An 11,222-nucleotide genomic window follows, 5' to 3' on the forward strand; every position below is an offset into this window, starting at 1 on the left:
TCAAACTGGCTCAGTGGTTCGCCAGCTCGAAAACCTGTCATTGCTGCGGTCACAAAATGCCGGATATGCCGCTGCATAAGCGGATCTGGCAATGCCCTTTCTGTCGAGTCGAACATGACCGCGATATTAATGCGGCGATCAACATCCAGGGCAAGGGCATAACAGTATTACAGGCGGCGGGACTCGTCGTTTCTGCCCACGGAGGCCTGCGTAAATCCGTTGCACCAACGGTTGCGGCCTGAGAAGTGGGAAGCCTCGCCGTTTTTTACGGCGGGGAGCAGTCACTTGCGTTATATCGTTACCTCAAATGAGAAAACAACAAAAAAAAGTCCAACTTTGACAGGAAGAATCAATATCTATCTTTATTATAGGAGTCACTGATGCAAGAGGAACCCAATGCCAAAGTACTGTTGGCCGCTGAGATAGCTATTAAGGATAGCGATCACAGATTACAGTTATTGCAGGAGATGTGGCAATCCCTTGGTGTTAACCCCAATGTGGGGGCTGAGCTGTTTGGTCATACTGATCTTGCTCTAGTTCAGAGTGCTGAGCAGGAGCTAGTGACAGAAGTTAATCGCTTACGGAACAGTCATCTCCACTCTTTGGAAGAAGGAAAGCGTCTCCGTCGTCCGCCTCGTATGCGCGGCATCATAATATAAGGATTCAACGGTGGATATTAGCTCTTATCGTAGTAACTTACAGCTTTCCCTGGCAGAGTTGGATAAGGTTTCGCTGAAAGATCTGCAAGATTCTAAATCTGTGGCGCTTAATCAACTGGTTTCGCTTATCCGTGATAAAGATATCAAGATTGCAGTAAAAGATGATCCTGCTTATGTAGGGGTTATTACTGACGATGAAGAGCGCCTAAAAAAAATGGTTATTCATTTTCTAGAGACGGAGGATGCTGCTGCTGTTAAGAAAGGGTATCTGGCTAGCGGGATAGAAAATGGGATCGAAAGTATTAAATCTCTCTTGAATGATACTTATAGAAAAGATGCGCAAGGTAAGCCGACGACTGAATTAAAAACCCACTGGGATCTAAGAGAATTTTTGGCTACAGCGCATTTTAAATTACCACAGAATCGCCTTGATGATGCTGTAATTAATATATTTGCTTCTGTCATGTTAGGTCATGATGAAAAACGACAACTACTGCGTAATGAGCTTACAGCACTGACTGCGGAGCTGAAGATTTACAGCGTTATTCAATCGGAAATTAATGCGAAATTATCAGCTAAGGAAGAGAGCAATCAGAAACTTTCTATTGATGGCAGTAATTCTTTCAACTTGCTGGATTATAAAAAGTATGGTTTTGACAATGATGATGCTTTTAGGAAGAGTGCTGAATATCAATTATTGAATAAGATATCTTCTGACTCAACACACATATCTATTAAGACATTTTTGGAAAGTCCTAACAAGCAGAGTGGTGCAATGGCAGGTCTGGATAATTTATATAAATATGAAAAAGATAATAACCGTCTGGCCAATTTTTCTACTTCAGTCAACGACCGCGTAAGTCCATTAAACAATTCTGTCCAAGAAAAAACGACTCGGCTAAATGATATTAGTTCTCGTTATAATGCCGCTATTGAAGCGTTAAATCGTTTTATCCAGAAGTATGACAGTGTTATGCGCAGCATTCTCGGCGCAATTTAAGGAGTGATTATGGAGCACCAAGAAACATTTACGACTTCTGACCAATATGCACAAGAATTGGAGGCTTTTCTTCATGATGGTGGCACTCTTGCCATGTTGAAGGATGTCTCCAGTGATACGCTTGAACAACTTTATTCATTAGCATTCAACCAGTATCAATCAGGTAAATGGCAGGATGCGAATAAAATATTTCAGGCTTTATGCATGCTAGATCACTATGATGCTCGCTTTTTCCTTGGATTGGGTGCATGCCGCCAAGCAATGGGGCAATTGGAACAGGCGATTCAAAGCTATAGCTATGGAGCAATGCTTGATATTAATGAACCTCGTTTTCCATTTCATGCTGCTGAATGCCTCCTGCAATTAGGAGAACTCGATGGGGCAGAGAGTGGTTTCTACTCGGCCCAACAGCTTGCGGTAGTTTTACCGGAACACGCTGCTTTAGCTGCTAGTTGCACGGCAATGTTAGAAGCCATAACAATAAAAAGGAATCAGGAAGATGGATCTGATAGTAAATAAACCCCAGGTTCTTCCAGTACAGAATGATGCTTTGGTTAATAATGTCTCGGCGACTACGTCTTCTAAGGAGGATCGCGTTACATTGAGCCAGGCTGGTGACCAACCATCTAATTCTAATGTGGTTAGGTCAATAAGAGTATCATTGCCGGTACCATTGGCAGTGAGTAATACTCTCCTCGATGTTCAGCAACAAGAAGAAGTTGCTCATCTGCTTGAATCGGTTACTCAAGGAACGAAGCTGGCAGTCGGGGTAATTTCTCGGTTGGCTTCTCTGAATATATCTTCACCTGCGGCATTCGAAATTGAACTGGGCAAACTGACCAGTGAGATCGAACATAATCAAACGGATCTTAGGCTCCAGGATATCCAGCGAGCACGTCAGCAAAGTTTGCAGAAAATGGATGAGAACCAGCATAAGCTCAAAGAGGCAGAAAATTCAGCTAAAGAGGCACAGAAATCTGGACTGTTTTCTAAAATCTTTGGTTGGATCAGTGCGATTGCTTCAATTGTGGTCGGAGCAATCATGGTTGCTAGCGGTGTTGGTGCGGTAGCAGGTGCTTTGCTGATTGCCGGAGGGGTACTTGGCGTAGTATCGCAGGGACTGCAACAAGCAGCTCAGGACGGTTTAATTAGTAAAGAAACCATGAAATGGTTGGGGCCAGTAATAACTGTACTTGAGGTTACGATGGCTGTGGTGGCAGCGGCGGTCAGTTTTGGCGGTTCAGCCGCTGGAATGCTCGCTAAAATGGGAGCCAAGATTGGCGGTAAAGTCGCTGAAATGACGGCTAAGGTAGCAACAAAGGTTACAGAGTTTACTGCAAAAATGGCCGGTACAGCAGCTAATACTCTGTCTCGTAGCGTGAAAGTAGGTATACAGGTGAGTGACATGACGGTTAATTTCGCTAATGGTGCTGTTCAAACCGCCAATTCTGCTTTCCAGAGCAAAGCAGCTAATCGGCAAGTTGATGTGCTACTTTCACGTAGCGAATTGACGGCATTCCAGGCTGTCATGGACAGGCTTAAAGAAGAGTTGTCCCAGATGGTGGAGTCTTTCCAACATGTGATGGAAATGGTTTCCCAGATGCTTAATGCCAGAGGGGAAATGATGAACAATCTTGCCAGTCGGCCACGTGAAATTTAGGGAATAACAAGATGAGTTTTATTGATAGCGTTAACGGTCATCAGTCGATTACTTTTAGTAGCAGTGCTGATGTTATGGTTGATAAAAGTGCTGAGGCAACAATACATGCTGCGGCTGTTCAACAGCAGGGAAAGACTGGATTTATGGATAAAGTTGACTTGATTGCACCGAAGCAGGCTTTGGATCTCAGTCGCTTAGGAAAGATCAGCCAAGAATTAGATAGTACATTGAACACGATATCGTTGCTTTTTGAAATTGCCAGGAAGATGCGTGAATTGGGTATCTTGCAGCGTGATACGGAAAACAAGGCGGCTATTGGTGCTCAGAAGTTACAAGTGAATGAAATGCGCCATGCTGCTATGTTGGTAATTGCTGTGGCGGTTGTTTCTGGTGTGATGACGTTTTTTTCAGCTCTGATGGGAGCCTTTTCGGCTGTTAAAAGTAGTCAGGTGGTTAAGCAGCAGAAAACGTTAGAAAATAATATTGCTGGCCGTAATGAATTGATTGACCTTAAGTTGCAACAGCTAGGGAAAAATGGAGATGTGGATCGGGCTGCGGTTAGTAAGGTATGGGCCAAAGAACAGCTTGCTGATGAAAATGCCCTGAAATCGCTGACTAGAGTGTTTGATAGTCTTAACAGCAAACAGCAGATCTTCAGTTTAGTGATGAACTCGTTATCAAGTATGTCTAATAATTCAGTGCAAGTAGAGCAAGGGCTTTCTCAGGCTAGAGCCAAGGAACATGAAGTGGATGCCTCTGTGGCTCAACATGAAAAACAAAAAAGTGAAGATCAGATTTCATTGAATAACAATTTCATGAGAGATGTTTTGCAATTGTTGCAACAACTTTCTCAGAGTTATAACCAAGCATGGCGTGCGGCGGCTGGTGTGGTGTAACGAGGTAGTAACTGTTTGTATAAGCTTGAACGCATCGAAAGGTGCGCTCTTATTGATAGATGGCTGCTATTGATTTTGTTTTTAAAATTCGTGGGTTATCACTAAAAGCATAAAGGGGTGAAAATATTGAATCATGATATCCGGTCTTTAGCTATGATCGGTATTTGGCTTTTTGATAACGATCCGAGTGACTTTTTTATTAAAAGAACTGCCTTTGAGTGACAGAGGCATGAAAGATGATGGTAGTAAACTAACTCCCTTTTCTCGGGAGTCACCCGTTTGCTCAACTGCGTGGTAACTTCAAGTTTGCTTGATTTCCTTCTCTGTAGGAGTGAACCATGGATGTGATAACCATCATCAACCAAGTTTTGGCTGAATTTGCCACCAAATTCGGCTTGCCACACTTAGCTTTAAATCATGAAGGTGTGGCCGCTCTCTGTTTTGATGAGCACCTTCACCTCTCTTTGATCTTAATTCCCGAACGTGATCAGCTAATTTTACAAATAGATATAGCTGATATCACTGCGGTTGGTGAGGGAATTTTCCGCCAACTGACCAGTTTTAATCGCCATTGGTATCAGTTTGATCTTCACTTTGGTTTTGATGAGTCAACTCTGATGGTGCAGCTTTATCGGCAAATGTCAGCCAGTCAGTTGAATCTGGCTACTTTTGAGGCAAGCCTTTCGAGTATGTTGGATCATGCTGAGTTTTGGCAGGAATTATTGCAAGCTCAGTTTCCAACTGAGACTCAGCAGAACAAATCTTTGGGAATGCGAGTATGAAAATTGAAAATTCGTTACCCATTCATTTAACAAATGTGTCTCATGAAAATGATAGCTTTTGCTGTGGTCGTAGGGTTACGTCAGGGAGTGTACCGCAAAATATTCATGAACCGCTTTCTGTAGTTTTGAGTAGAGGTCTTGTAATAGAGCTAGAACATGAGACAGCATTGCAACGTTTGTTAGATAGGCAGCATACACCGTTGTCACAACGTCGGATCAGTTTGTTATGACCCAAAAGGGGTTGATATTGTGGTGTTTGCTGATTACCGGGTGTGTAAGTAACATAACAGATAATGGAACATCACAGTTGATTGAGGGGGATGTGACTATGCCGGTTCCTCTGTCCAAAACTGCAAATGTTGAACTATCGTTGCTTGCTGTCGTTGATGGGAAAGTGCTGACCGTTGGCGAGATGTGTTATCGCTTGGATATGTTACCTTTGACTTTTTCCATGCGTTTGGGTCCATTACCGTTTTCTCATGAAAATTTGTTCTTGCGAACTTATTTACGTTGGGATGACAAACGAGCGGTACAGGCAAAGAATCAACAACGGATCGTTGCAGGAAAAAAAGTCGTAGTGCAATTATTTCCCTTACCGTGTTATCCAGAATGTTTATAAGATTGGGTAGTAAGTACTTCGAGAACAATAAATAGGGAAATATATTTATTTATAGGTTTTCAAATGCTATTTAATTTATATTATATTTAATGATCTCATGGAATGTTTTATTATCTTAATTATATAATTCAATAAACTTCAGATATATTAAAAGTCCATGATATATATGGAATTTTTATTTTTACAACGACACATTTTCATTATCCTTATCCCATTATTTATATAGTAGACGATAGAAAATTAGTCTGGTTTGTTTGATATGAATATACTGATATACCCAACAACTACATTGATAATAGATAATCATGTGATTCATAAAAGTCATTAGATTGAGATATGACTGTACAATTATTTCTAATTTATATTGATATATGTGCTGATTGATTTATCACTGGATAAATGAAATTGAATTACAGTGGTTATCGTTGTATGTAATGATGGTGTGTACTTTTCTATCCTTAAATTTATAGTATCATTATCGTACTTAATTAATGCTAATTTTAATAAAATTATCCATTCCTATCTATAAATAGCTTTTAAGATACTGTATGGTAGATAAATAGCGACAAGAAAAGGCTTGTTTTATTATGAAATTAATATTTCTATTAAAATCTACTATTTCTTCAAAAGGGTTATAAATGTCTCAGTTTGAAATCAGCATCATTATTCCTATCTTCAATGAAGAAAACAATATAGTCTATTTGTTGGATTCAATATCTTCACAAGAAAATATTAACTTTGAGGTCATCATTATCAATGATGGCTCCACCGATAATAGTTTAAAAGTGCTGGAAGAATATAAAAATAGAGATAATAGAATACGAATTATTAATCAAGAAAACCGGGGAGTGTCAATAGCCAGAAATCATGGTATAGAATATGCGAGAGGAGAGTGGGTTTTATTTGTTGATAGTGATGATTGGTTAAAACCGCAAATTTTGAAAAAATGGCTTGATCAGGCTATTGCACAAAGACTAGATGTTCTCATTGGTAATGGTGTCAGTTTTACAGAAAACCCATTATCACCAGATAATAAAAAAGTAACACATAAACAGCCTCATGGTAGCGTGTTAACCGGTAAAGAGTGGATTGAATATTGTGTTGAGTGTAGGGAATGGCCACATTTTGTTTGGCTACAACTTATTAAAAAGGAGTTGATTCTTGACAACCAATTGAGTTTTGCAGAAAACACTTTTCATGAGGATATTTTATGGACTATTAATTGGGCACTTATAGCAAATCGAATTGGCTTCTGTAAGGAACTATTATATTGTTATAGGAATAATCCGAAATCAATAACTCGCTCAACAGAAATTAAAAGATTATATCATCGAGCTGATAGCTATATTACTGTAGTTGATTCAATTATTAAAATTTCAAAAGCAATTAAAGATAAAAAATCGTTAAGGAGGTCACTTAGTCGTCATGCAATAAGAGAGGTTGGAAGTTTTTTTATTTTGTATAGAAAAAAAATACAAGATCCTGCTTTAAAGAAATTGCTTGCTAAACGTTTTGTTCATAAAATTTTTTTGAGTGATTTATTACCTGGTGTACATAATTATCATGAACTATGGTTTATTATACGTTGTAAGTTAATCTTAGTATTAAGGAGTTTCATGAATTAGTGACGACTGTGCCCTGAATGATCTGTTTTTTTAGATTGTGCTCACCTAATGGTTCTATTGCCTGTCTTCTATTTGAATATCTTGTTGTAGTGACTTTGTTTTCGTTGAGCATCCTAAAATAAAATGGATATTAAATCTGTGTCAGGAGGTTGCTTTATGAGGCATAATGTGGCATTTCCCGTTACTTGTATAAGACATTGAATGTACATCTTATAAACATAAGTCGATAACCTATGACTAAATTGACAATTTAGGTAATTATAATTTAGATTAAAAAAGATAATTAAATAATGCCGAAAATGGATAATGTGAATAATGTTTTTATTTTGAATTCTTATTTAAATAATTGTTTTTTTAAATGTTATCTGAAATTTACTTTTAGTGCTATTTCAATGATGAAAATCAATCGTGATATAGACAATAAAACCTAAATGTGACAATTTATTGTAGGTCTTGAGTTTTCGTTATTTAATCTTTCTACTGAGAATAGGATTATGAGTCAATTTTATTGCAATGACATAAAAATAGATTACAATGATAGTGGTATTGGCCCTATTACATTATTACTCCTTCCTGGATGGTGTGAACCTAAAACGGTTTTTATCCCATTTGAAGCGTTGGCTTCGGAAACTTTCAGAATTATTAGCTTGGATTGGCGTAATCACGGACTATCTTCACAATCTGTATTGCCATTAACTCCAGAAATATTGTTAAATGATATTGTTTCGCTAATTAACTCATTAGAAATAGAGCAATTTATACCAGTTTCGGTTGCTCACGCTAGCTGGATTGCTGCTGATATAGCAGAGATAATGCCAGAGAGAGTCTCTGCACTCGTATTTCTTGATTGGATTATGACTAATCCTGATCCTGCATTCTTTCAAGCAATTAACTATATACAAGATCCTGAAAATTGGGTTTCAGCAAGGAATTCTTTATTTAATTCCTGGATGGGAGGAGGGAATAATAAAATTGTTGGAGATCATTTAGTTAAAGAAATGTCACAAGTGGGTTTTACTGTGTGGGAAGCGGCGGGAAAGGCGATAGCGGGGGCATATAACAAATATGGTTCTCCTCTGGATAGATTAAAACTGTTATCGGGGCGTCATCAATGTATTCATATTTATTCTTTAGATAGACGAGGCCATTATTTGCTTGAGCAGCAAAAATTTTCTCACGAGAACTCTTTTTTCCAGGTTAAGCGATTGGAAAGTGCCAGAACACATTTGGGTATACTTGAGCAACCTGAAGAGGTTTATCGCACCTTAAAAAGGTTTATATTAAAAGAATAGAGGAGACAGATCTGTGTTAGTACTTATCTTGTTTTCAAATGAATTGATAAAAGTGGGATCATTATAACAAGATAGCAATGTATTATAGCGTTTAAGCACAGCACAGCACAGATAATGATTACTTTAAAGTGGATAGTTCAAGACAAGATAATAATATCTTGCCGTTTAATTCAGTAATACGGTATCAGAAAATTAGAAAATACACTGTGAGTTGGGTTTTCACGGAAAATATAATACTGATTATCAGTAGAAATATTATTTTGGGGGAATAATAAAAGTTCCAATTAATTATATACCCTGTGGATTTCAAGATGGATCGCGACGAATCCCCGGGAGTATAGATAACTATGTGATCTGAGTGACCGGGGTGAGCGAGTGCAGCCAATAAAGGGGCAACTTGAAAGATAACGGGTATATATTCATCCATCATTCTAGTTTTCTTATCCATAATGACACATCACTGGGGGTTGCTGATGAGTGCGGTATTATACTAAATGTAAGTAATCACCTAACAAAATTTAAGGCTGCGCTATGTGTGGCCTTTTCTTATTCTACTGATTTCGCAGTATTCCTATTAACTCAAATTTAAGGCTACACGGCAGCCTATGGATTCCCATTGTATGAATGGGAGTGAAGGATGAAATACATGGATAAACAGCCTGACATCTGGATGCAGCTATGGTTATGGCTGCTGTCAGTCAAAGAACAAGGTATAGGTGCGGCACTGGCTGCTGCAATGGCTTATCTCAGAGGTCGATATAACGGCGGTAAATTCTGGACGACAATTATGGACGCCATTATGTGCGCCATGATTGCCTGGTTTATCCGTGATGTATTGGATTTTTTTGGTATGAGTACGGATTTGGCTTACATAGGCAGTGTCATTATTGGTTATCTGGGAACTGATTATTTTGGTCAGATCCTAAGAAAAGTTGTTAATAATAAAACAGGTAACAAACAGTAGGAGCAGATTATGAGCAGAGGTATTCGAAACAATAACCCTGGCAATATTCGCTGGGGGGATGATTGGCAAGGTTTGGTGCCTGAATCACAGCGTACCGATAAATCTTTTTGTCAGTTTATCAGTCCTGAATATGGTATTCGGGCAATGATTAAAATTCTGCATAACTATAATAGAAAATATAATCTCAAAACAGTGGGAGGCATCATTTCACGATGGGCCCCTCCCAATGAAAATAATACGGATGGTTATGTTAATCGTGTGTGTAAAGACACTGGGGTTAGTTGCGATCAGGTTATTGATGTGTTTAATAAGATATTTATGATAAAAATTATTAAAGCCATTATTACAGTGGAAAATGGTAGCCAGCCCTATAGCAATGAGGTGATTGATAAAGCCTTTTCACTTTTGTAGGGTGATATTATGAAGTTTAATTCTCATAGTTACACGATCATTGCTCTGGCTCTTGTTTCATTGCTGGCGTATCACTATTACGGTAAGTATACCAAACAGCTTGATGCAACAGTTCAGCTACAGAGTCGGCTGTTGGAGCAACAGAATGAAATTGTCAGTCAGCAGGAGCGGATAAAACGCTTGTCTGAGTTGGATGATAAACATACAAAGGAACTTGCTAATGCGAAATCTGAAATTGACGTTCTTCGTAATAATGTTGCCGCTGGTCGTCTCAGGTTGCGCATCGCGGCAACCTGTAGTCAGAGCGAAACTGGTTCCTCCGGCAGCGTGGGCCATGCAGGAACCCCACGATTTAACCCGGCAGCTGAACAAGATTATTTCGATCTCCGAAGAATGATTGTTGAGAATGAGAAACAAACTAAATACTTGCAGGACTACATCAAAACTCAGTGTCAGTAGCTGAGTTTTGATAATGTTGCTGTGAAACAACGTAGATATTGGGTTGGTTATCAGGGAAGTATGCTGAAGTTGATTTATACCTGTTATCTTTCAAGTTGCCTCTTGGTTGGCTGCACTCACTCACCCCGGTCACAGAGTTATCTATGCTCCCGGGGATTCGCTCCCTTGCCGCCGCGATGCAAATTGAAATCTATTGGGTATAGAATCAAACAGGGGATGCCGTGTTTTGTAACACAACCCGATAACCATCAATATCTTCAAACGTTTTACCTTGAACATCCCAATATGGGTTGTAAGAAGGGACATCAATGAAACCAGCGGTTTTCATTAATGATGTTTGATGTAACCACTCTGAATGGCTTGGTATATAGAAGGCCAGTAAATTATCCTGTGTCGGCGCTCTGCCTACCGTTGTGCCGCGATGATGTGTAAATTCGAGGTGCCAAAGATGATTTGGGTGTCCCAGCATAACGCCGTCGAAGTTTTCATGATTTTTAAATTTAGCTAAAACAATAAATCCTAAACCTTGGCAGTACATTTCAACGATCTGATTTAGGTTATCTGTTGGCCTGGCTATCCTTAGGATGGTTGATTTGTTCATGATGGTTCCGGTTGGTAAATTTTTTATTGGATTTGTTCAACTTACAGATTTTTTGTCTCTACTCTATATAAAACAGCCAACATAGTAGTTGAGAGCCGCGAAAATACAAAATGGTAAACTTAAAGAAACCAGAGTAGTTTGAAATTTTGATAAAATATACTTAAGTTTATTATTTTTAATATGTAAAATATAGTAATGTTATTATTTGTTTTTTGTTAATTTATTGTTTTGTGTTTGTGCTTTTTTGGCAAGTT

15 protein-coding genes are annotated in these 11,222 nt (G+C 38.7%); 14 read left to right on the forward strand and 1 reads right to left on the reverse strand.

Annotation, left to right across the window (positions count from 1 at the left end; all coding sequences use genetic code 11):
* The 14 genes from EAE89_RS11255 to EAE89_RS11320 all read left to right on the forward strand — a co-directional run.
* A partial coding sequence (locus EAE89_RS11255) for a zinc ribbon domain-containing protein (RefSeq protein ID WP_214085860.1) occupies positions 1–242 on the forward strand: 242 nt, incomplete at its 5' end.
* A gap of 138 nt (positions 243–380) precedes the next feature.
* Positions 381–659, forward strand: coding sequence for an LcrG family type III secretion system chaperone (locus EAE89_RS11260; RefSeq protein WP_054480596.1), 279 nt, complete (start codon positions 381–383; stop codon positions 657–659).
* A gap of 10 nt (positions 660–669) precedes the next feature.
* The gene (locus EAE89_RS11265; protein ID WP_054480597.1) at positions 670–1,659 is read left to right on the forward strand and encodes a virulence-associated V antigen; all 990 of its coding nucleotides are present in this window, start codon (positions 670–672) and stop codon (positions 1,657–1,659) included.
* Positions 1,660–1,668: 9 nt separating this feature from the next.
* The gene (locus EAE89_RS11270) at positions 1,669–2,178 is read left to right on the forward strand and encodes a SycD/LcrH family type III secretion system chaperone (RefSeq protein WP_054480599.1); all 510 of its coding nucleotides are present in this window, start codon (positions 1,669–1,671) and stop codon (positions 2,176–2,178) included.
* Positions 2,159–3,319: a type III secretion system translocon subunit SseC family protein gene (sctE, locus tag EAE89_RS11275; RefSeq protein ID WP_072161924.1), complete on the forward strand. Its 1,161-nt coding sequence runs from the start codon at positions 2,159–2,161 to the stop codon at positions 3,317–3,319. Before EAE89_RS11270 ends, sctE begins: the two co-directional genes overlap by 20 nt.
* A gap of 11 nt (positions 3,320–3,330) precedes the next feature.
* Positions 3,331–4,215, forward strand: coding sequence for a YopD family type III secretion system translocon subunit (locus EAE89_RS11280; RefSeq protein ID WP_214085861.1), 885 nt, complete (start codon positions 3,331–3,333; stop codon positions 4,213–4,215).
* A gap of 338 nt (positions 4,216–4,553) precedes the next feature.
* Positions 4,554–4,997 (forward strand): type III secretion system chaperone, encoded by a 444-nt coding sequence (locus tag EAE89_RS11285; RefSeq protein ID WP_214085862.1) that lies wholly within the window; start codon positions 4,554–4,556, stop codon positions 4,995–4,997.
* Positions 4,994–5,227: a T3SS regulon translocated regulator ExsE family protein gene (locus tag EAE89_RS11290; protein WP_054480603.1), complete on the forward strand. Its 234-nt coding sequence runs from the start codon at positions 4,994–4,996 to the stop codon at positions 5,225–5,227. The genes EAE89_RS11285 and EAE89_RS11290 overlap by 4 nt, the downstream gene beginning before the upstream one ends.
* Complete coding sequence (locus EAE89_RS11295) at positions 5,224–5,616, forward strand: YscW family type III secretion system pilotin (protein WP_054480606.1); 393 nt, start codon at positions 5,224–5,226, stop codon at positions 5,614–5,616. Before EAE89_RS11290 ends, EAE89_RS11295 begins: the two co-directional genes overlap by 4 nt.
* A 638-nt stretch (positions 5,617–6,254) precedes the next feature.
* A complete protein-coding gene (locus EAE89_RS11300) occupies positions 6,255–7,241 on the forward strand; it encodes a glycosyltransferase (protein ID WP_214085863.1) in 987 nt (328 codons plus the stop codon).
* 494 nt (positions 7,242–7,735) lie between these two features.
* The gene (locus EAE89_RS11305; RefSeq protein ID WP_214085864.1) at positions 7,736–8,533 is read left to right on the forward strand and encodes an alpha/beta hydrolase; all 798 of its coding nucleotides are present in this window, start codon (positions 7,736–7,738) and stop codon (positions 8,531–8,533) included.
* A 637-nt stretch (positions 8,534–9,170) separates the two neighbouring features.
* Positions 9,171–9,497, forward strand: coding sequence for a phage holin, lambda family (locus EAE89_RS11310; protein WP_012777244.1), 327 nt, complete (start codon positions 9,171–9,173; stop codon positions 9,495–9,497).
* A 9-nt stretch (positions 9,498–9,506) separates the two neighbouring features.
* Entirely contained in the window at positions 9,507–9,908 is a 402-nt protein-coding gene (locus EAE89_RS11315) for a structural protein (RefSeq protein WP_054480612.1), read from the forward strand.
* 9 nt (positions 9,909–9,917) lie between these two features.
* Positions 9,918–10,367, forward strand: coding sequence for a lysis protein (locus EAE89_RS11320; protein ID WP_054480615.1), 450 nt, complete (start codon positions 9,918–9,920; stop codon positions 10,365–10,367).
* Between the two features lie 205 nt (positions 10,368–10,572).
* On the opposite strand, the gene EAE89_RS11325 is transcribed toward EAE89_RS11320, so the two are convergent.
* Entirely contained in the window at positions 10,573–10,968 is a 396-nt protein-coding gene (locus EAE89_RS11325; RefSeq protein WP_054480617.1) for a VOC family protein, read from the reverse strand.
* Positions 10,969–11,222: the final 254 nt, after the last annotated feature.

The organism is Photorhabdus heterorhabditis (assembly GCF_018448905.1).
GTDB lineage: Bacteria > Pseudomonadota > Gammaproteobacteria > Enterobacterales > Enterobacteriaceae > Photorhabdus > Photorhabdus heterorhabditis.

What these genes read in the sequence shown, in the direction of transcription:
- EAE89_RS11260 (WP_054480596.1), top strand. Translation starts at nt 381, where the DNA reads ATGCAAGAGGAACCCAATGCCAAAGTACTGTTGGCCGCTGAGATAGCT.
- EAE89_RS11270 (WP_054480599.1), top strand. Translation starts at nt 1,669, where the DNA reads ATGGAGCACCAAGAAACATTTACGACTTCTGACCAATATGCACAAGAA.
- sctE (WP_072161924.1), top strand. Translation starts at nt 2,159, where the DNA reads ATGGATCTGATAGTAAATAAACCCCAGGTTCTTCCAGTACAGAATGAT.
- EAE89_RS11280 (WP_214085861.1), top strand. Translation starts at nt 3,331, where the DNA reads ATGAGTTTTATTGATAGCGTTAACGGTCATCAGTCGATTACTTTTAGT.
- EAE89_RS11285 (WP_214085862.1), top strand. Translation starts at nt 4,554, where the DNA reads ATGGATGTGATAACCATCATCAACCAAGTTTTGGCTGAATTTGCCACC.
- EAE89_RS11290 (WP_054480603.1), top strand. Translation starts at nt 4,994, where the DNA reads ATGAAAATTGAAAATTCGTTACCCATTCATTTAACAAATGTGTCTCAT.
- EAE89_RS11295 (WP_054480606.1), top strand. Translation starts at nt 5,224, where the DNA reads ATGACCCAAAAGGGGTTGATATTGTGGTGTTTGCTGATTACCGGGTGT.
- EAE89_RS11300 (WP_214085863.1), top strand. Translation starts at nt 6,255, where the DNA reads ATGTCTCAGTTTGAAATCAGCATCATTATTCCTATCTTCAATGAAGAA.
- EAE89_RS11305 (WP_214085864.1), top strand. Translation starts at nt 7,736, where the DNA reads ATGAGTCAATTTTATTGCAATGACATAAAAATAGATTACAATGATAGT.
- EAE89_RS11310 (WP_012777244.1), top strand. Translation starts at nt 9,171, where the DNA reads ATGAAATACATGGATAAACAGCCTGACATCTGGATGCAGCTATGGTTA.
- EAE89_RS11315 (WP_054480612.1), top strand. Translation starts at nt 9,507, where the DNA reads ATGAGCAGAGGTATTCGAAACAATAACCCTGGCAATATTCGCTGGGGG.
- EAE89_RS11320 (WP_054480615.1), top strand. Translation starts at nt 9,918, where the DNA reads ATGAAGTTTAATTCTCATAGTTACACGATCATTGCTCTGGCTCTTGTT.
- EAE89_RS11325 (WP_054480617.1), bottom strand. Translation starts at nt 10,968, where the DNA reads ATGAACAAATCAACCATCCTAAGGATAGCCAGGCCAACAGATAACCTA.